General features: G+C 71.3%; 16 protein-coding genes. 13 read left to right on the plus strand and 3 right to left on the minus strand.

Annotated features, from left to right (window positions below):
• The first annotated feature begins 1 nt into the window (after nt 1).
• From gatA to AZE13_RS04420, 6 genes are all read left to right on the plus strand, one after another.
• A complete protein-coding gene (gene gatA / locus AZE13_RS04395) occupies nt 2-1495 on the plus strand; it encodes an Asp-tRNA(Asn)/Glu-tRNA(Gln) amidotransferase subunit GatA (RefSeq protein ID WP_066926905.1) in 1494 nt (497 codons plus the stop codon).
• Entirely contained in the window at nt 1492-1731 is a 240-nt protein-coding gene (locus tag AZE13_RS04400) for a hypothetical protein (protein WP_066926907.1), read from the plus strand. The genes gatA and AZE13_RS04400 overlap by 4 nt, the downstream gene beginning before the upstream one ends.
• Before the next feature lie 31 nt (nt 1732-1762).
• Nucleotides 1763-3271, plus strand: a complete 1509-nt coding sequence (gatB, locus tag AZE13_RS04405) for an Asp-tRNA(Asn)/Glu-tRNA(Gln) amidotransferase subunit GatB (protein ID WP_066926909.1) — start codon at nt 1763-1765, stop codon at nt 3269-3271.
• A 195-nt stretch (nt 3272-3466) separates the two neighbouring features.
• Nucleotides 3467-3787 (plus strand): hypothetical protein, encoded by a 321-nt coding sequence (locus tag AZE13_RS04410; protein WP_066926911.1) that lies wholly within the window; start codon nt 3467-3469, stop codon nt 3785-3787.
• A 284-nt stretch (nt 3788-4071) separates the two neighbouring features.
• A complete protein-coding gene (locus AZE13_RS04415; protein ID WP_079123667.1) occupies nt 4072-6417 on the plus strand; it encodes an MMPL family transporter in 2346 nt (781 codons plus the stop codon).
• An 80-nt stretch (nt 6418-6497) separates the two neighbouring features.
• Nucleotides 6498-7169: a hypothetical protein gene (locus tag AZE13_RS04420; protein ID WP_066926915.1), complete on the plus strand. Its 672-nt coding sequence runs from the start codon at nt 6498-6500 to the stop codon at nt 7167-7169.
• Nucleotides 7170-7198: 29 nt separating this feature from the next.
• On the opposite strand, the gene AZE13_RS04425 is transcribed toward AZE13_RS04420, so the two are convergent.
• The 3 genes from AZE13_RS04425 to AZE13_RS04435 all read right to left on the minus strand — a co-directional run bounded on the left by AZE13_RS04425 (nt 7199) and on the right by AZE13_RS04435 (nt 10025).
• Nucleotides 7199-7381, minus strand: a complete 183-nt coding sequence (locus AZE13_RS04425) for a DUF6191 domain-containing protein (RefSeq protein ID WP_066926917.1) — start codon at nt 7379-7381, stop codon at nt 7199-7201.
• A gap of 172 nt (nt 7382-7553) precedes the next feature.
• Entirely contained in the window at nt 7554-8744 is a 1191-nt protein-coding gene (locus AZE13_RS04430) for a PQQ-dependent sugar dehydrogenase (RefSeq protein ID WP_181690241.1), read from the minus strand.
• Nucleotides 8745-8957: 213 nt separating this feature from the next.
• The gene (locus tag AZE13_RS04435; RefSeq protein WP_066926921.1) at nt 8958-10025 is read right to left on the minus strand and encodes an aldo/keto reductase; all 1068 of its coding nucleotides are present in this window, start codon (nt 10023-10025) and stop codon (nt 8958-8960) included.
• A gap of 88 nt (nt 10026-10113) precedes the next feature.
• Between AZE13_RS04435 and AZE13_RS04440 the strand changes: the two genes are divergently transcribed.
• The 7 genes from AZE13_RS04440 to AZE13_RS04470 all read left to right on the plus strand — a co-directional run bounded on the left by AZE13_RS04440 (nt 10114) and on the right by AZE13_RS04470 (nt 20561).
• Nucleotides 10114-11127 (plus strand): 2-hydroxyacid dehydrogenase, encoded by a 1014-nt coding sequence (locus AZE13_RS04440; RefSeq protein ID WP_079123668.1) that lies wholly within the window; start codon nt 10114-10116, stop codon nt 11125-11127.
• A gap of 305 nt (nt 11128-11432) precedes the next feature.
• Nucleotides 11433-14387 (plus strand): putative bifunctional diguanylate cyclase/phosphodiesterase, encoded by a 2955-nt coding sequence (locus AZE13_RS04445; protein ID WP_181690242.1) that lies wholly within the window; start codon nt 11433-11435, stop codon nt 14385-14387.
• 209 nt (nt 14388-14596) lie between these two features.
• Nucleotides 14597-16480: an acetolactate synthase large subunit gene (locus AZE13_RS04450; RefSeq protein ID WP_066926926.1), complete on the plus strand. Its 1884-nt coding sequence runs from the start codon at nt 14597-14599 to the stop codon at nt 16478-16480.
• Between the two features lie 45 nt (nt 16481-16525).
• Nucleotides 16526-17050: an acetolactate synthase small subunit gene (gene ilvN / locus AZE13_RS04455; RefSeq protein WP_066926928.1), complete on the plus strand. Its 525-nt coding sequence runs from the start codon at nt 16526-16528 to the stop codon at nt 17048-17050.
• A gap of 169 nt (nt 17051-17219) precedes the next feature.
• On the plus strand, nt 17220-18218 hold the full coding sequence (gene ilvC / locus AZE13_RS04460) for a ketol-acid reductoisomerase (RefSeq protein WP_066926930.1): 999 nt from the start codon (nt 17220-17222) through the stop codon (nt 18216-18218).
• Between the two features lie 284 nt (nt 18219-18502).
• Nucleotides 18503-20092 (plus strand): phosphoglycerate dehydrogenase, encoded by a 1590-nt coding sequence (serA, locus tag AZE13_RS04465; protein ID WP_066926932.1) that lies wholly within the window; start codon nt 18503-18505, stop codon nt 20090-20092.
• A gap of 127 nt (nt 20093-20219) precedes the next feature.
• Nucleotides 20220-20561, plus strand: coding sequence for a PRC-barrel domain-containing protein (locus AZE13_RS04470; RefSeq protein ID WP_079123669.1), 342 nt, complete (start codon nt 20220-20222; stop codon nt 20559-20561).
• Nucleotides 20562-20563 lie beyond the last annotated feature (2 nt).

Here is a 20563-nt window from a genome sequence, read left to right on the forward strand (position 1 = left end):
CATGGCAGACCTGACCAAGCTCACCGCCGCCGAGATCGCGACGAAGATCGCGGCCGGCGAGCTCACCGCCGTGGCGGTGACCGAGGCCCACCTGGCCCGCATCGAGGCCGTCGACGAGAAGGTCAACGCCTTCCTGCACGTCGACCGCGAGGGCGCGCTCGCCCAGGCCCGAGCCGTGGACGACAAGCGCGCCCGCGGTGAGAAGCTCGGCCCGCTGGCCGGCGTCCCGATCGCGCTGAAGGACATCTTCACGACCGAGGGCGTGCCCACCACCGTCGGCTCCAAGATCCTCGAAGGCTGGCTGCCGCCGTACGACGCGACCGTCACCAAGAAGCTCAAGGCCGCCGACGTCGTCATCCTCGGCAAGACCAACATGGACGAGTTCGCCATGGGGTCCTCCACCGAGAACAGCGCCTACGGCCCGACCGGCAACCCCTGGGACCTGACCAAGATCCCCGGCGGCTCCGGCGGCGGCTCGTCCGCCGCGCTGGCCTCCTTCCAGGCCCCGCTGGCCATGGGCACGGACACCGGCGGCTCCATCCGCCAGCCCGCCGCCGTCACCGGCACCGTCGGCGTCAAGCCCACCTACGGCGGCGTCTCCCGCTACGGCATGGTCGCCTTCTCGTCCTCCCTCGACCAGGGCGGCCCGTGCGCCCGTACGGTCCTGGACGCGGCGCTGCTCCACGAGGCGATCGCCGGACACGACCCGCTGGACTCCACCTCCATCGACGCCCCCGTCCCGCCGGTCGTCGAGGCGGCCCGCAACGGCAGCGTCGAGGGCATGCGGGTCGGTGTCGTCAAGCAGTTCCGCGGCGAGGGCTACCAGGCCGGCGTGGTGCAGCGCTTCGACGAGTCGGTGGCGCTGCTCAAGGAGCTGGGCGCGGAGATCGTCGAGCTGGACTGCCCGTCCTTCGACCTGGCGCTCGCCGCGTACTACCTGATCGCGCCGTCCGAGTGCTCCTCCAACCTGGCCCGCTTCGACGCCATGCGCTACGGCCTGCGGGTCGGCGACGACGGCACGAAGTCCGCCGAGGACGTCACCGCCCTGACCCGTGAGGCCGGCTTCGGCCCCGAGGTCAAGCGCCGCATCATGCTCGGCACCTACGCCCTGTCGTCCGGCTACTACGACGCGTACTACGGCTCGGCCCAGAAGGTGCGGACGCTGATCACCCGCGACTTCGAGCAGGCCTTCGAGCAGGTCGACGTGATCGTCTCGCCGACCACGCCGACCACCGCCTTCCCGATCGGCGAGCGTGTGGACGACCCGATGGCGATGTACCTCGCCGATGTGTGCACGCTCCCCGTCAACCTGGCGGGCAACGCCGCCATGTCGCTGCCCTGCGGCCTGGCCCCCGAGGACGGTCTGCCGGTCGGTCTGCAGATCGTCGCCCCCGCCATGAAGGACGACCGGCTCTACAAGGTCGGTGCCGCGGTCGAGGCCGCGTTCACCGAGCGCTGGGGCCACCCGCTGCTCGAGGAGGCACCGTCGCTGTGAGCACCCTGAAGAAGGCCAGGAACTTCAAGAAGTCCAAGCCGGGCCTGTACCTGTCCATCGGCGGTTCCGCCTTCGGCGCCCTCAGCGCCGTCAAGCAGATCAAGGAGGCCCGCGCCGAGCAGGACAAGCTCCAGCTCGTCGACGCGCTCGTCTCCGCCGCCGCGGTCGTCACCACCGTCGCCCTGCTCGTACGCGAGATCAAGCGGCTCGGCGACGACGACGTCCTCGCGCCCTGAGCCGACCGAGCGGACTGAGAGGTAATTTTCCGTGACCGTCACTGAACTGGTGTCGTACGAGGACGCGTTGGCCGCCTACGAGCCCGTCATGGGTCTCGAGGTGCACGTCGAACTCGGCACCAAGACCAAGATGTTCTGCGGGTGCGCCACGGCGCTGGGCGCCGAGCCCAACACGCAGACCTGCCCCACCTGCCTCGGCCTGCCCGGCTCCCTCCCGGTGATGAACGCCACCGGAGTCGAGTCCGCGATCCGCATCGGCCTCGCGCTGAACTGCGAGATCGCCGAGTGGTGCCGCTTCGCCCGGAAGAACTACTTCTATCCGGACATGCCGAAGAACTTCCAGACCTCGCAGTACGACGAGCCGATCGCCTTCAACGGCTATCTGGACGTCCAGCTGGAGGACGGCGAGGTCTTCCGCGTGGAGATCGAGCGCGCCCACATGGAGGAGGACACCGGCAAGTCCACCCACGTGGGCGGCGCGACCGGCCGTATCCACGGCGCCACCCACTCCCTCCTCGACTACAACCGGGCCGGCATCCCGCTCATCGAGATCGTCACCAAGCCGATCGTCGGCGCGGGCGACAAGGCCCCCGAGGTCGCCAAGGCGTACGTCGCCGAACTGCGCGAGCTCATCAAGGCGCTCGGCGTCTCCGAGGCCCGGATGGAGATGGGCCAGATGCGCTGCGACGTGAACCTGTCGCTGCGCCCGGTCGGTACCGAGAAGTTCGGCACCCGCTCCGAGACCAAGAACGTCAACTCGCTGCGCAGCGTGGAGCGGGCCACCCGCTACGAGATCATGCGGCACGCCGCCGTGCTGGGCGGCGGCGGGAAGATCGTCCAGGAGACCCGGCACTTCCACGAGGACGACGGCTCCACGACGTCCGGCCGGATCAAGGAGGAGGCGGAGGACTACCGCTACTTCCCCGAGCCGGACCTGGTCCCGGTGGCCCCGAGCCGCGAGTGGGTCGAGGAGCTGCGGGGCACCCTGCCCGAGCTGCCGCGGGTCCGCCGCAACCGGTTGCGCGAGGAGTGGGGCATCTCCGAGCACGACATGCAGTCGATCCTCAACGCGGGCGCCGTCGACCTGATCGTCGCCACCGTCGAGGCCGGAGCGGACGCCGCCGCGGCCCGTAAGTGGTGGATGGGCGCGCTGGCCCGCAGCGCCAACGAGGCCGGCGTCGAGCTGTCCGCCCTGGCCATCACCCCGGCCCAGGTCGCCCGCGTCTGCGCGCTGGTCAAGGAGGGCTCCCTCAACGACAAGCTGGCCCGCCAGGTCATCGAGGGTGTACTGGCCGGCGAGGGCGACCCGGACACGGTCGTCGAGCAGCGCGGCCTGAAGATCGTCTCCGACGAGGGTGCCCTGGGCACCGCCGTCGACGAGGCGATCGCCGCCAACGCCGCCATCGCCGACAAGATCCGCGGCGGCAAGGTGGCCGCGGCCGGCGCCCTGGTCGGCGCCGTCATGAAGGCGACGCGTGGGCAGGCCGACGCGGCCCGCGTGCGCGAGCTGATTCTCGAGCGGCTGGGCGTCGAGGGCTGACGCGGCTGTTTTTGCCCTGTCCGTGGTGACCGTCCCTCAGCGAGGGGCGGTCACCACGCCTTTGCCGTCGGCAACACGCCCGACCACGACTGGACTTCACCCGGCCGGACCGTGCGGCGCGCGCCCGGCACAGCGGCGGGATACCTCTGAACACGAGGACAGCACCGGCTGCCCCGTCATGAAGGAGGACACGCCATGCGAAAGCCCGTCACGCACCACGCCGCACTGAGCACCGCTGCCGCCCTGCTGACCGGCAGCGCCATCATGATGGGGGCCGGGACCGCCTCCGCCGCGGCCGACGATCACCAGCCGACACCGAACTCCGCGTCGGTCTCGGCATCGGTGAGACTCGGCGGACCCCAGGAAGAGCGCAGCGAATCCCAGGACCGCAGCGAACCCCAACTCCAGCGCAGCGAATCCCAGGACCACCGTGACCGTCGCGGCCACCGCACCCACAACATGGAGAGCGAAGCCGAACCCGGCCTCGTCCCCCAGCTACTGCGCGAACTCTTCTGACCGCCCCCGGAGCCACCTCGGCCTGCCGACTGGCGGGGACCGCGGCCACGATGGTGTCCCGGTCGTCTCACGTTCTCGCGCCAGGCGGGCCGGTGGTGTCTCCAGGGCGGAATGGCGCCCCTGAAGCGCATCAGCTGAGGCGCGTCTCGGTGTGGGGAAGTCCACAAAGGGGACAAAGGATCTTTTCGGCCTGACACCCTGCTGTTCTCGTCCTCGTACCTACGCGCTCGGCACCACCCGCGACCCGGGAGTTATCGACGCACAACCCGGGAAGCAGTCGACGCGTGACCGCTCTGGCTCGGTGGTGTCTCAGGCGCCGCATCGTGGTGATCGTCCTCTGGTTCGCCGCCTTCGCGGGGGTCGCCGTCGCCGCCGGGGCGACCGGGGCCGCGTACTCAAACGACTACGCGATGCCCGGGACCGAATCCGGGCAGGCGAGCGCCCTGATGGCCAAGGCCTTTCCGGGCCGGTCCGGGGACGTCAACACCATCGTGTGGCATACGGAGCGCGGGACGGTGCGCTCCGGCGCGGTCGAGACGACCATGCGGCGCACGCTGGCGGAGGTCGCCGAGCTGCCCGGAGTGTCCGAGGTGCGCGGTCCCTACGGCGGACCGGGCGGCGACGCGGACGGCGGGCGGCAGATCAGTGCGGACGGGCGCACCGCCTACGCCTCCCTCGTCTTCGACCGGGACACCGACGACCTGGACGTACGGCAGGTCCGGAAGGTCGTCGACACCGCGCGGGCCGCGTCCGGTGACGGCCTCCAGGTCGAACTGGGCGGCGCCGGGATCGCGTTGACCGAGGCGCCGCGCGCCCAGCTGGCGGAGCTCATCGGGCTCGGCGCGGCGGCCGTGGTGCTGTTCCTCGCCTTCGGATCGCTCGCCGCGACCTTCCTGCCGATCGTCACCGCGGTGGCCGCCGTCGGCACCGCCTCGGCCGGTATCAGCCTGCTCAGCCACACCATCCTGGTCGCCGACTTCGCGCCGATGCTCGGCATGCTGATCGGCCTCGGTGTGGGCATCGACTACGCGCTGTTCATCGTCACCCGGCACCGTCACGGCCTCCGGGCGGGCCTTTCGGTCCAGGAGGCCGCCGAGCGCGCGGTGGCGGTATCCGGGCGCGCGGTGGTCTTCGCCGGGGCCACCGTCTGCATCGCGCTGCTCGGCATGCTGATCCTCCGGCTGGACTTCCTCGACGGGGTCGCCCTCGCCGCCGCGCTCACCGTCGTCCTGACCGTGGCGGCCGCCGTCACCCTGCTGCCGGCGCTGCTCGGGCTGATCGGGATGCGGGCGCTGGGCCGCCGTGAGCGGCGGCGGCTCGCCGAGCACGGGCCGCGGCCCGAGCGGCCCGCCGGCATCGCCGCCCGGTGGTCCGGCTTCGTCGAGCGGCACCCCAGAGTGCTGGGTGTGACGGCGGCCGCCGTGATGCTCGTCCTCGCGCTGCCGACGTTCGGACTGCACCTGGGCACCTCCGACCAGGGCAACAATCCGGCCGCCTCGACCACCCGCAAGGCGTACGACCTACTGGCCGGAGAGCGTGGCGAGGGAGGCGAGGGATCCGAGGCGTCCGAGGGAGGCGAGGGTTCCGACACCCGGAAAGTCCGGGAAGTCCGGGAAGCCGGGGACGCCCGGCCGAAGTCCGGCTTCGGGCCCGGATTCAACGGACCGCTGACCCTGGTCGGAGCCCTCGACGGCCCGCAGGACCGGACCGCCTTCGACGAGCTGCCGCAGCGGCTGCGGGCGGTGCCCGGCGTCGCCCAGGTCAGCGGCCCCGAATACGACGGCGGCCGCGGGACCGGAGTGGTCACTGTCGTACCGGACAGCTCCCCGCAGTCCCGGCAGACCTCCGACCTCGTGCAACGGCTGCGTACGGACGTCCTGCCGGCGGCCGCCGACGGGACCACGATGCGGGTGCGGGTCGGCGGGATCACCGCGAGCTACGACGACTTCGCCTCCGTCATCGTGGGCAAGCTGCCGCTCTTCGTCGGCGCGGTCATCGCGCTCGGCTCGCTCCTGCTGCTGCTCGCCTTCCGCAGCATCGGCATACCCCTCAAGGCCGCGCTGATGAACATCGCGGCCGTCGGCTCGTCCTTCGGGATCGTGGTCGCGATCTTCCAGTGGGGGTGGGGCAGCGAGCTGCTGGGCCTGGGCAGCGCCGGCCCGATAGAACCCTTCCTGCCGGTCATCATGGTGTCGGTACTCTTCGGGCTGTCCATGGACTACCAGGTGTTCCTGGTCTCGCGGATGTACGAGGAGTGGCGGCTGACCCGGGACAACCGCCGGGCGGTACGGGTCGGCCTCGCCGAGACCAGCCGGGTGATCAACTCGGCGGCGGTCATCATGATCGCGGTGTTCGCCGCCTTCATCCTCAGCGGCGACCGGATCATCGCGATGTTCGGCATCGGCCTGGCCGCCGCCGTCGCCCTGGACGCCTTCGTCCTCCGGACGCTGCTGGTCCCGGCCCTGATGCACATGCTGGGCGGCGCCAACTGGTGGCTGCCCGCCTGGCTGGACCGCCGGCTGCCCCGGATCAGCATCGAACCGGTGCCGGGGACGGGCGGCGCGGTGCCGGAGGCGGGCGGCGCGGTGCCGGGGCAGCCGGGCGGGGAGCGCCCGCTCGTGGGTGCGTAGCGCGCCGGCCGGAGTGCGCGTCCGGGCTTCCGGTCCCGCTTCTCATCTCGTTCTCAGATGCGGCACCTACGGTCGCGCCCATGGGTACGACCAGGACGAGCGAGAAGCGAACCGACGACGAGACCGTGCCGGCCCAGGCCGCCGGCACGGAGGAGGACAAGAGCGCCAGGGCCGCGGAGAAGGCCGCGGAGACGGAGCCGGCGGCGGAGGCGACGGAGAAGGACGCCGCCGCCGGGCAGGATGCCGGGCAGGCCGGGGAGTCCGGGACGAAGGACGCCACGGAGGACGAGGACGGTACGGCGAAGGACGCGGAGGACGGTGAGGAGAGCGGCGACGAGGACACCGTCTCCGAGCGCCGCTCCGGGGCCGGGATCTTCGGCGGCGCCGGTGCCGTCGTCGCCGCTGGGCTCGGCCTCGCGTCCGTCACCGGCACCTACGTCGGCCGCCTGATGGGCGAGCGGCAGACGCTCATGGGCCAGATCAAGCTCCAGTCGGGGCAGGCCACCGACCAGATCGCCGCCATGTACGGCACCCCCTGGCACACCACCGCCCTCGTCAACGGCGTCTTCGCGCTGCTCGCGGTACTGGTCGCCGTCGTGGTGCTGGCCTGGCCGCGGGCCGCCTGGGTGCGGGCCGTCGCCTGGGGCGGGCTGGCGCTCGGCGTGCTGGGCCTGCTGGTCTCCGCGGGCATGTACTTCGACCTGTTCGCGAACCTGCCCACCATCCCCAAGAGCATCGGCGGCGGCGCCTAGGGCACACGACGGCTCCCGGTCCGGAGGTGCTACGGGGTGCCCGGGCCCTCCTGCCGGGGTGCCTTGATGACGACGGCTCCCGAGGTGAGGTCTATCGGCCCCTTAGTGGGGTCGCTGTCGCCTATGTCGTCGACGACCAGCGTCATCTTCTGCCGTTCCTCGTCGGTGTGCTTACGGCCCGGCGCGAACAGCTCTTCCACGATGTTGAACACGGTGCCCTGCCCCCTCGTCGATGTGACGTGCACCCGTCCCCTGGCCTACGAGTGTAGGCACGGGACGGGCAGGCGCGGCGAAAAGGGACCAGAGGGATCTGGCGGATGAGCCGGATCAGAGGGACGATCAGGTCACGGTGATCCATGGTGACCCGTCAGGTCACCTCGAGACTCAGGTCACCTCGAGACGGAGAATCCGGTCGTCGCCCTCGTGCGGTGTGCCCCGGCCGTCCGTGTTGCCGGTGACCAGCCACAGCCCGCCGTCGTCGGTCGCCACGACGGTCCGCAGCCGCCCGTAGGTGCCCTTCAGGAAGGCCTGCGGCGCTGCTACCGGCTTCGTCCCGTCCAGCGGGATCCGCCACAGCCGCTCGCCGCGCAGCGACGCCATCCAGACCGAGCCCTTGGCGTACGCGATACCGCTGGGCGAGGCGTCCGCGGTCCGCCACTGCTCGACCGGGTCGACGAATCCGGAGCCGCTCCGGCCGTTCCCGGCCCTGCCTTCGACCTCGGGCCAGCCGTAGTTCCGGCCCGGCTCGATGAGGTTGAGCTCGTCCCAGGTGTCCTGCCCGAACTCCGAGGCCCACAGCCGGTGGTCACGGTCCCAGGCCAGCCCCTGCACATTGCGGTGCCCGTAGTCGTACACCACCGAATCGGCTTCGGGGTTGCCGTGTGCGGGCTCGCCGTCCGGCGTCATCCGCAGGATCTTGCCGCCCAGTGAGGCCTTGTCCTGCGAGTGACCGGTGTCCCCGGCCTCACCGGTGCCGGCGTAGAGCATCTTGTCCGGTCCGAACGCGATCCGGCCGCCGTTGTGGATCTGGCCCTTGGGGATGCCGCGCAGGATCGTATTGGGCGCGCCGAGCTGGTCGCCCGGGGGGCGCTTCTCGTCGTAGTTCATCCGGGCGATGCGGTTGTCGGACGCGGTGGTGAAGTACGCGTACACCTGGTGGTCCGTGCCGAAGGACGAGGGCACCGCGATCCCCAGCAGTCCGCCCTCGCCGGCCGGGGCCACGCCCGGTACCGAGCCCAGCTCGGTGGTCTTCCCGCTGTCCGCCGCGACCCGGACGATCTTCCCGGTGTCACGGGAGGAGACCAGCAGGTCACCGCCCGGCAGGGCCGCCACCCCCCACGGCGACTTCAGGCCGGTGGCCAGGGTCCTGACCACTTTTACCGAGCCTTTGGCGGGTGGTGCGGGGGACGGTGGCGTGGCGCTGGGCGCCCCGGCGGTGACCGGGGCACCGGGGCTCTTCGCCGGGGCGGCGGACATCCCGTCGCCCGGCTGCTGCCCGCCGCCCGCCGAACAGCCCGCGGCCAGCAGCAGTGCGGTGACGACGGCCAACACGCGGGTCCGGGAACGGCGTTGCACGGCGTGATCCTCTCGTCTTCCGGGCTCGTCCGTCTTGCGTCTTCCAGGCTGGGACCAGAAGACCACATCGGGAGGCCCACCGCCGGGAAATCACACCGGCCGCGTGACGATCCGCTGGAGAACCGCTGGATGACGGCCCGCCGCCTGTACGCCCCGTCGCGTGAACGCTGTCAGGAACCGGTTACAGGGCGGGGCCTTCAGGACGGACGGGGACTACCAGGACTGGCGGGCCGGCGGCAGCGACGCGATCTCCGCCAGGTCATCGTCGGTGAGCCGCAGCCCGGCCGCCTTGGCGTTCTGCGCGGCCCAGCGTTCCTTCTTGGTGCCCGGTACGGGGACGACGTGCCGGCCCTGGGCCAGCACCCAGGCCAGTGCCACCTGCCCGGGCGTGGCGCCGTGCCGGGCACCGACCCGGCGCAGCCCGGCCACCACCGGCTGGTTCGCGGCCATCATCTCGGCGGTGAAGCGCGGATGGCGGGCCCGGAGGTCCTCCGGTTCGAAGCCCTGGCCGGGGGTGAGGGTGCCGGTCAGGAAGCCGTTGCCCAGCGGCATCGCCGCCAGGAAGCCGACACCGCGGGACTCGCACCACGGGAGCAGCGCCTCCAGCGCCTCCGGCGACCACACCGACAGCTCGGCCTGCACACTGCTGACGGGGAACACCTGCTGGATGCGCTCCAGTTGGGCCAGCGTCCCGTCATGAGGGCGGGGGCGCGGACGGGCCACGGCCCGCCGTCCCGCATGGGCGGTGCGGGGCGGGCGTACCCGGCGGGCGGCCCGGGCGCCCACCGCGCACAGGCCCAGCGACCGCACCTTCCCGGCCGCCACCAGATCCGCCATCGCCCCCCAGGTCTCCTCGATGGGTACTTCCGGATCGGCCCGGTGGAGCTGGTAGAGGTCGATGTGGTCGGTCTGCAGGCGCCGCAGCGAGGCGTCGCAGGCCCGCTTGACGTAGCCGGGCCGCCCGTTGGCGACGATGTGCCGCTCCCGCCCCGGGCTCTGCGGGTGTGGGGGGACCCCCACCAGCAGTCCGCACTTGGTCGAGACGAACGCCTCCGCCCGCCGCTCCCTGAGCACCCGGCCCACCAGCAGCTCATTGGTGAACGGCCCGTACATGTCGGCGGTGTCCAGCAGGCTGCAGCCCCGGTCCAGCGCGGTGTGCAGCGCCCGCAGCGACCCCTCCCCGCTGCGCTGTGACTCGGTGTACCCCCAGTTCATCGGCATACAGCCGAGCCCGATGGCGCCCACTTCAAGGGCCGCCGCACCGATCGTCCTGCGCTCCACCTGGCTGTGCCTCCGTCCCCTCGCCCCCGATCAAGGGCCAGACCAAACTAACGTCTGAACAGAACATTCCTTCGCATAGCCTCGGGGCATGACGACCACACACCAGCGCGGCGGTGCAGTGAACGACGTGAGCGACGTGAGCGGCGTGGACGGCGTACCGGGCGGCGCGGACGATGTCTGGCTTCCGATCCCGCCCGACGAGATCGACGGCCTGCCCGACGGCCTGCGCTACGTCCACTGGGACGCCGGCCCCGACTACCCGGCCGACCCGGCCCGGTGCGTCTTCTACACCGTGCCGTACCTGAAGGGCACCGAAGCCGCCCTGCGGCCGCTCTCCCGGATGAGCCGGGTCCGGGTGGTGCAGACCCTCACCGCCGGTGTGGACGACATCCTTCCGGGGCTGTCGCGGATGCCGTCCGGTGCCCGGCTGTGCAACGCCCGCGGGCTGCACGACGCCAGCACCGCCGAGCTCGCGCTCACCCTGATCCTGGCGTCGCTGCGGGACATCCCCGGTTTCGTACGGAGCCAGGACGCGGGGGAGTGGCGCACGGGTTTCCGTCCGGCTCTCGCCGACAAGTCGGTGCTCATTGTGGGCTATGGTTCGATCGGCAGTGCCATCGAAGACCGGCTCACCCCCTTCGAGTGTGCGCGGGTGGTGCGCGTCGCTCGCACCGCGCGTGACGCAGTGCGCGGTCCTGTGCACCCAATCTCCGAACTGTCCGCCCTCCTGCCCGCGGCGGATGTCGTCGTCCTCGCCACTCCGCTCACCGAAGACACCCGTGACCTGGTCGGACGCGATTTCCTGGCGCGGATGAAGGAGGGCGCACTGCTGGTGAACGTCGCGCGCGGTGCGGTCGTCGACACCGCGGCGCTGCTGGCCGAACTGGAGTCGGGGCGCTTGCGCGCGGCGCTCGATGTCACCGATCCGGAACCCCTCCCCGCCGGGCATCCGCTGTGGCACGCTCCCGGCGTGCTCATCACTCCACACGTCGGTGGCCCCAGCTCTGCTTTTCTGCCTCGCGCGAAGCGGCTCCTGCGGGACCAGCTGACCCTTTTCGCGGCCGGCGAACCCCTCCGAAACGTCGTTGCCTCCGCGGAATAAGCGGGTTGCGGATAGCGCTACGAGGCCGTACGACTGCGGGGGGTGTTCAAAAAAAGCCCCCCATCACGCTGCGTAGAGGCCCTATATCCCTGAGTGACGGAACTGGTGTATCGTCCACGGGCGGGGCGGCGTCGGACGAAAACGGCGCTGTGCGAACGATCCGGAACGCAAGGGGGGCGACGGGCGATGTACTGCCGATGGTTGATCCGCGAGATGCGCGATCCACGGGCGCCCGCAGGAATGCGGCGAGACCGCCAGGCGCACCGCTCGCGACGGCACCCGGCACGGGACACCGGGAGAGTACGGTGAGCGCCCCCGGGGCGATGCTCTCCACCAAGCCGCCGACGCCGGCCGGCAGTCCGTCGGGCCCGGTGCCGCAGATCGCGCTGGCAGTGGTCTGCGGCGGCTACGCCGTCGGTGCCGCGCTCGGGTGGGGCTCGCCGCGGATCTCGCTGTTCATGGGGGACTTCGGCCTCAGCATCGCGGCTTTCGTGGCGGCCGTGTCCTGCGGTCTGTACGCGCGCCGGCACCGCAGCCGGTTCCGTCCGGCCTGGATGCTGTTCGCCGCCTCCTCCGCGATGGCCGGTCTCGGCAACGGCATATGGGGCTGGTACGAGGTCATCAAGGGGGTGGCCGTGCCCAGCCCCTCGCCGGCGGACTTCTGCTTCCTGCTGTTCGCGCCGCCGGCGATCGTGGGCCTGCTGGTGCTTGCCAAGCGGCCGGTGAGCAGGGCCGGTTGGGTCTGCCTCGGCCTGGACTCCTGGCTGATCGCCGGGTCGCTGCTCACTCTCTCATGGAGCCTGGCGCTCGCCCACACCGCCCACTTCCAGGGCCGCAGCGTGGCGCAGAGCGCGCTGTCGCTGGCCTACCCGCTGCTGGACATCGTCCTGGTGAGCATGGTGCTCGCGCTGCACCTGCGACGCTCCTCCGTGCACCGCTCCGCCATCAACACCGCGGTCGCCGCACTGGCGTTGACGGTCCTGTGCGACGCCCTGTTCAGCTCGCCGCTGCTGCGCGAGCACTACCGCTCCGGCCAGATCCTGGACGCGGGGTGGTTCGCCGGCTCGATACTGCTGGCGTACGCACCCTGGGCCGCCCGCCGCGCGGGCGAGGAGGAGCCGGTGGAGGCCGGGCCCGCCGCCCGCCGTCCGCAGCCGCACGGCAGCCGCCCCATCGCCGGTTCGCTCGCCGCGCTCACCCCGTATCTGGCCGCCGCCGTGTGCACCCTGGGCATCCTCACCAACGTCCTGGGCGGGCGGCGGATCGACCGCGTGGTGCTCTTCACCGGCTGCACGGTCGTCCTCGCCCTGGTCGTCCGCCAGGGCATCATGCTGCTCGACAACATCACCCTCACCCAGGAACTGGCGCAGAAGGAGAACCACTTCCGCTCCCTGGTGCAGGGCTCCAGCGACGTCATCATGATCGCCGCGCCGTCCGGTGTGCTGCGCTATGTGAGCCCGGCCGCCGCCGGTGTCTACGGGCGGGACGCCGAGGAGCTGGTCGGCTCCGAACTGGCGTCGCTGATCCACCCCGAGGACCTGGGGCGGGTCGTCCACGAGGTCCGCCGGTTCCTCGCCGCCGATCCGCAGGACGAGCCGACCACCCGCATCGAGTGCCGCTTCCGCGCCGGTACGCGGCGCTCCGGCGGTGGGGGCGCCTCCCGCCCGGGCGAAGCCGGGAGCGGGGGAGGCTGGCTGAACGTCGAATCCACCGTCAACCGCCACCACGGCGGCCTGATCTTCAACTCCCGTGACGTCACCGAGCGGGTCCGGCTGCAGGCCCAGCTCCAGCACAACGCCTCCCACGACGCGCTCACCGACCTGCCCAACCGCGCCCTGTTCACCGAACGGGTCACCAAGGCCGTCACGGGCCGCCGGGCCAGCGACCACGACACCGCCGTGCTCTATATCGACCTCGACGGCTTCAAGCAGGTCAACGACACCATCGGCCATCAGGCCGGAGACGAACTGCTGGTGCAGGCGGCCCGGCGGCTGGGCGACTCGGTGCGCTCCGGCGACATAGCGGCGCGGCTGGGCGGCGACGAGTTCGCCGCGCTGATCACCGGCGACGGCACCCGCGACCGCGCCGCCCGGGAGTTCCGCGTCTGCGAGATCGCCGACCGGCTGCGCATCAGGCTCTCCGAGCCGTACCGCATCGACGGACGGGACGTCCGGGTGGCGGCCAGTATCGGCGTCGCGTTCGCCGAGCCCGGGGTGAGCCCCGCCGGTCTGCTGCGCAACGCCGACCTCGCGATGTACCGCGCCAAGCAGGCCGGCAAGGGCCGGGTGGAGCTGTACGCCCCGCAGATGCAGGACGAGGTGGCGCACCGCGCCGAGCTCGCCACCAAACTGCGGACGGCCCTGAAGGACGGTGAATTCGCGCTGCTGCACCAGCCGGTCGTGGAGCTGGCCGGCGGACGGGTCACCGCGGTCGCCGCACACGCCCGCTGGCGCTCCGCACAGGGCATACTCTTCACGCCCTCCGAGTTCCTGCGGGTGGGCGACCGCGGCCGGTTCAGCGATGCCGGGGACCGCGCCGCGGAGCTGGAGCGCTGGCAGCTGGAGGAGGCCGTCGAGCAGGCCGCCGCGCGGCACCGCGCCGGCCATCAGGTCCCGGTCGCGGTCCGGCTCACCGCCCGCCGGCTGCTGGACCGCGCACTGTCCCCGAAGGGAATCGAATCGCTGCTCACCCGGCACGGGCTGCCCTCGCGCGCACTCGTCCTGGAATTGTCCGAAAGCGACCCCCGGCTCCCGCTGGACGACCTGGAGCGCCGGCTGGCCGCGCTGCGGCGGCTCGGCGTACGGATCGCCCTGGACGGCTTCGGCAGCGGATGCGCCACGATGGGCGCGCTGCGCCGGCTGCCCATCGACATCCTGCGGCTGGACCGCGGACTGGTCGACGGCGTGGTGGAGTCCGCACGGCTGCACAAGATCACTGCCGGGCTGCTGCGGATCGCCGGAGATCTGGGGATGCAGTCCGTCGCGGACGGGGTCGATCTGCCCGAGCAGGTGCTCGCCCTGCGGGCCATGGGCTGCACCCACGCCATGGGCACGGCGTTCTCCGGCCCGCTCGACGAACACCGGCTGCGCCGGACCCTGGCACACGGCGGCTACGGCGTGCCCGACCTGGCCGGACAGGGCCGGGCCGTGGTGCTCAGCGGCAGCGGCCGGGCCGTCCGGCACGGCGGTCTGGCGGGCCCGGACGCGCTGGTCCATCCGCCATTGCGCTCAAATAGTGAGACCTCTGTCCCACCCACTTGACACCCGGTGCACGGCAGGGGGAGGGTCAGTGCCATGCGCACCCGAATTCTCGTACTTGGACGGCGCGTCGGCTGACGCCGGGACTGGAAAACACCCGGCTGACCGCACCGACGCGCTCCCCTCGCTTGCCTCCCGGCACGAGGGGTTTTTTGTTGCACAGCAACCTCACAAACCCTGCCAAAACCCTCAGCTTCGAGAAGAGATCGCAGATGACCGAGCAGGCCTCCGGGGCCCACCATCCGCAGCCGCGGGCCCGTAACGCCGGCGGACCGCAGCAGTCCGCCACCGTCGAGCACGTCACGGGCGCGCAGTCCCTCATCCGTGCGCTGGAGGAGGTCGGGGCCGACACCGTGTTCGGCATTCCCGGCGGTGCGATCCTGCCCGCGTACGACCCGATGATGGACTCCTCGAAGGTCCGGCACGTCCTGGTCCGTCACGAGCAGGGTGCCGGACACGCCGCCACGGGATACGCCCAGGCCACCGGCAAGGTCGGGGTGTGCATGGCCACCTCGGGACCGGGCGCCACCAACCTCGTCACCCCGATCGCCGACGCCCACATGGACTCCGTCCCGCTGGTCGCGATCACCGGCCAGGTCTCGTCGAAGTCGATCGGCACGGACGCCTTCCAGGAGGCGGACATCTGCGGCATCACGATGCCGATCACCAAGCACAACTTCCTGGTCACCGACCCGGCCGAGATCCCCCGGACGATCGCCGAGGCGTTCCACATCGCCGCCACCGGCCGCCCCGGCCCGGTCCTGGTCGACATCGCCAAGGATGCCCTCCAGGCGCGGACCACGTTCAGCTGGCCGCCGCACACCGAACTGCCCGGCTACCGCCCGGTCACCAAACCGCACGCCAAGCAGATCCGCGAGGCCGCCCGGCTGATCGTCGAGTCCCAGCGCCCCGTCCTCTACGTCGGCGGCGGCGTCCTCAAGGCCGGGGCCACCGCCGAGCTGAAGGTGCTCGCCGAACTGACCGGCGCGCCCGTCACCACCACCCTGATGGCACTGGGCGCCTTCCCCGACAGCCACCCCCAGCACGTCGGCATGCCCGGCATGCACGGCTCGGTCACCGCCGTCACCGCGCTGCAGAAGGCGGACCTGCTGATCACCCTCGGCGCCCGCTTCGACGACCGGGTCACCGGCAAGCTGGACTCCTTCGCCCCGTACGCCAAGGTCGTGCACGCCGACATCGACCCGGCGGAGATCGGCAAGAACCGGGCCGCCGACGTGCCGATCGTCGGTGACGCCCGCGAGGTGATCGCCGATCTGATCGTGGCCGTCCAGGCCGAGCACGACGCCGGCCACAAGGGCGACTACGGCGCCTGGTGGAAGGACCTCAACCGCTGGCGGGAGACCTACCCGCTGGGCTACGAACTGCCGGACGACGGCAGCCTCTCTCCCCAGCAGGTCATCGAGCGGATCGGCAGGCTCGCCCCCGACGGCACCATCTACGCCGCGGGCGTCGGCCAGCACCAGATGTGGGCCGCGCACTTCATCGCCTACGAACAGCCCGCCACCTGGCTGAACTCCGGCGGCGCCGGCACGATGGGGTACGCGGTGCCCGCCGCGATGGGCGCCAAGGCCGGGATGCCGGACCGTACGGTCTGGGCGATCGACGGCGACGGCTGCTTCCAGATGACCAATCAGGAGCTGGTCACCTGCGCCCTGAACAACATCCCGATCAAGGTCGCGATCATCAACAACGGCGCGCTGGGCATGGTCCGCCAGTGGCAGAGCCTCTTCTACAACCAGCGCTACTCCCACACCGCGCTGCACTCCGGCCCGGAGGCGGCCGGCGCCGCGTCCGGCAGCGGTCCCGCCGCGGGTCCCGGCCGGGGCACCCGCGTCCCCGACTTCGTCAAACTCGCCGAGGCGATGGGCTGCGTCGCGATGCGCTGCGAGGACCCGGCCGAGCTGGACAAGGTCATCGCCGAGGCCAACGCCGTCAACGACCGCCCCGTCGTGGTGGACTTCATCGTCCACGAGGACCACCAGGTGTGGCCGATGGTCGCCGCCGGCACCTCCAACGACGAGGTCATGGCCGCCCGGGGCGTGCGTCCCGACTTCGGCGACGGCGAAGACGACTGAGCCCAGGACGCCCCGGACGCACCGAAGAAGAGAGAAGACGACGCCATGTCCAAACACACGCTCTCCGTCCTGGTGGAGAACACCCCCGGCATCCTCGCCCGGATCGCCGCACTGTTCTCCCGCCGCGGCTTCAACATCGACTCGCTCGCGGTCGGGGTCACCGAGCACCCCGACATCTCCCGTATCACCATCGTGGTGAGCGTCGAGTCGCTGCCCCTGGAGCAGGTCACCAAGCAGCTCAACAAGCTCGTCAACGTCCTGAAGATCGTCGAACTGGAGCCGGCCGCCACGATCCAGCGCCGGCTGGTCCTGGTCAAGGTCCGCGCGGACAACGAGACCCGCTCGCAGATCGTCGAGATCGTCCAGCTCTTCCGCGCCAAGACCGTGGACGTCTCCCCGGAGGCGGTCACCATCGAGGCCACCGGATCCACCGAGAAGCTGGAGGCGATGCTCAAGATGCTGGAGCCGTTCGGCATCAAGGAGTTGGTGCAGTCCGGCAGCATCGCCATAGGGCGCGGCGCCCGGTCCATCACCGACCGCTCGCTGCGCGCGCTGGACCGTACGGCCTGACCCGCGCGGTCCGCACCGTACGGCCGGGTCCGCCCCGTTCACCGCGTTCACCGCGTTGTTCATCGCGTTCACCGCGTCCGAACGGACCGGATGGCGAGACCCACCGCCCTTCCCGCCCCCGCCCGACGTACTGTGTGGGCACCCCGCTAGAACCAAGGAGATACCCGAAGTGGCCGAGCTGTTCTACGACGCCGACGCCGACCTGTCCATCATCCAGAACCGCAAGGTCGCGGTCATCGGTTACGGAAGCCAGGGGCACGCCCACGCGCTGTCCCTGCGTGACTCGGGCGTCGACGTGCGCGTCGGTCTGCACGAGGGCTCCACGTCGAAGACGAAGGCCGAGGAGCAGGGCCTGCGCGTGGTGACCCCCGCCGAGGCCGCCGCCGAGGCCGACGTCATCATGATCCTGGTGCCGGACCCGATCCAGGGCAAGGTCTACGAGGAGTCTGTCGCCCCGCACCTGAAGGACGGCGACGCGCTGTTCTTCGGCCACGGCTTCAACATCCGGTTCGGCTTCATCAAGGCCCCGGCCGGTGTGGACGTCTGCATGGTCGCCCCCAAGGGCCCGGGCCACCTGGTGCGCCGCCAGTACGAGGAGGGCCGCGGTGTGCCGTGCATCGCCGCGGTCGAGCAGGACGCTTCCGGCAAGGCCTTCGAGCTGGCACTCTCGTACGCCAAGGCGATCGGCGGCACCCGCGCCGGGGTCATCAAGACCACCTTCACCGAGGAGACCGAGACCGACCTGTTCGGTGAGCAGGCGGTGCTGTGCGGCGGCGCCTCGGCGCTGGTCAAGGCGGGCTTCGAGACGCTGGTCGAGGCCGGTTACCAGCCGGAGATCGCCTACTTCGAGTGCCTGCACGAGCTGAAGCTGATCGTGGACCTCATGTACGAGGGCGGCCTGGAGAAGATGCGCTGGTCGGTCTCCGAGACCGCCGAGTGGGGCGACTACGTCACCGGTCCGCGCATCGTCACCGACGCCACCAAGGCGGAGATGAAGAAGGTGCTCGCCGAGATCCAGGACGGCACCTTCGCCACCAACTGGATGGCGGAGTACAACGCCGGTCTGCCGAAGTACAACGAGTACAAGAAGGCCGACGAGGGCCACCTCCTGGAGACCACCGGCAAGCAGCTGCGCAAGCTGATGAGCTGGGTGGACGACGAGGCGTGAGCCGGGGGACGAGGGGGCCGCGGGCACCGCGCGGCCCCCTCGTCCGTACGCTCCCCGCCAGGCCCGGCGACACGCCGCGGGCGGCGCCTTGGCCACCGCGTAGAAGCTCGCACGGGTGATCCTTCCGCATCGGCACAGGACGCGGCGGCGGCCCCCACTACACTGCCCATCACAAGCGCGTTCAGGCTCACAATGTCGTGCGTCTTCCACGCGGCTTTCCCCCTTCACCGCCTTCGGCCGTCGGGACGGCCGTCTGCGAAGGACTAGTGAGGACTGAAGACCACGTGAGCTCGAAACCTGCCGTACTGATCGCCGAAGAGCTGTCCCCCGCGACCGTCGACGCCCTCGGCCCCGACTTCGACATCCGGCACTGCAACGGACCGGACCGCGCCGAGCTGCTGGCCGCCATCGTCGACGTCGACGCCGTCCTCGTGCGCAGTGCGACGAAGGTGGACGCCGAGGCCATCGCCGCCGCCAAGAAGCTCAAGGTCGTCGCCCGCGCCGGGGTGGGCCTGGACAACGTCGACGTGGCCGCCGCCACCAAGGCCGGCGTGATGGTCGTCAACGCCCCGACCTCCAACATCGTCACCGCCGCCGAGCTGGCCTGCGGTCTGCTCGTCGCCACCGCCCGCAACATCCCGCAGGCCAACACCGCCCTGAAGAACGGCGAGTGGAAGCGCAGCAAGTACACCGGCGTCGAGCTCAGCGAGAAGACCCTCGGCGTGGTCGGCCTCGGCCGGATCGGCGTCCTGGTCGCCCAGCGGATGTCGGCGTTCGGGATGAAGGTCGTCGCCTACGACCCGTACGTCCAGCCGGCCCGCGCCGCGCAGATGGGCGTCAAGCTGCTGAGCCTGGACGAGCTGCTGGAGGTGTCGGACTTCATCACCGTCCACCTCCCCAAGACGCCGGAGACCGTCGGCCTCATCGGCGACGAGGCGCTGCACAAGGTCAAGCCGACCGTCCGGATCGTCAACGCCGCGCGCGGCGGGATCGTCGACGAGGGCGCGCTGGCCACCGCGCTCAAGGAGGGCCGGGTGGCCGGCGCGGGCCTGGACGTCTACGCCGTCGAGCCCTGCACCGACTCCCCGCTCTTCGAGTTCGACCAGGTCGTCTGCACCCCCCACCTGGGTGCCTCGACCGGTGAGGCGCAGGAGAAGGCCGGTATCGCGGTCGCCAAGTCCGTCCGCCTCGCGCTCGCCGGTGAACTGGTGCCGGACGCGGTCAACGTCCAGGGCGGAGTGATCGCCGAGGACGTCAAGCCGGGCCTGCCGCTCGCCGAGCGCCTCGGCCGGATCTTCACCGCCCTCGCCGGTGAGGTCGCCCTCCGCCTCGATGTCGAGGTCTACGGCGAGATCACCCAGCACGACGTCAAGGTGCTCGAACTCTCCGCGCTCAAGGGCGTGTTCGAGGACGTCGTCGCCGAGACGGTCTCCTACGTCAACGCCCCGCTCTTCGCGCAGGAGCGCGGTGTCGAGGTGCGGCTGACGACCAGCAGCGAGTCGCCCGAGCACCGCAACGTGGTGACCGTACGCGGCACCCTGGCGGGCGGCGAGGAGGTGTCGATCTCCGGCACGCTCGCCGGCCACAAGAACGTCCAGAAGGTCGTGGCGGTCGGCGACCACTCCATCGACCTCGCACTCGCCGACCACATGGCGTTCCTGCGCTACACCGACCGCCCCGGTGTCGTCGGCACCGTCGGCCGGATCCTCGGCGAGGCGGGCATCAACATCGGCGGGATGCAGGTCTCCCGGGCCGACGTCGGCGGCGAGGCCATGGTCGTCCTGACCGTCGACGACACCATCCCGGCGAACGTCCTCAACGAGATCTCCGACGAGATCGGCGCCACCTCGGTGCGCGCGGTGAACCTCGGCTGACGCCGGTTCCTCGCAGGTCAACGGGCCCGGGCCCCGCTTCGGCGGCGTCCGGGCCCGGCCGCGTGCGCGGTTGCGCGTCCCCGCCGGACGGCGCGCAATGGGAACGGGCGGAAGGAGGACGGACGCCATGACCGCACCCCGGAGCGATGCCCCGCAGCGCCTGACCGGCCTGCGGGTGGTTGATGTGCACGGCACGAAGGTGGGCACGGTCCAGCAGGTCTACCGGGACGACGCCACCAACGCGCCCGAGTGGATCACCGTCCGCACCGGGCTCCTCGGGCTCAAGGAGCCCTTCGTCCCGCTCGCGGGGGCCCGCCGCACCGGCGACGAGCTGCACGTCCCGCACACCAGGGGGACCATCCGGTCCGCCCCGCGCATCGACACCACCGACCACCTCGACCCCTCCGCGGAGACCCGCCTCTACGACCACTACGGGATCCCCAGGCCGGGCGCGTCCGGGCCTGGCTGAGG

Origin of the sequence: Streptomyces sp. NBRC 110611 (genome assembly GCF_001590865.1) — a bacterium.
GTDB lineage: Bacteria > Actinomycetota > Actinomycetes > Streptomycetales > Streptomycetaceae > Streptomyces.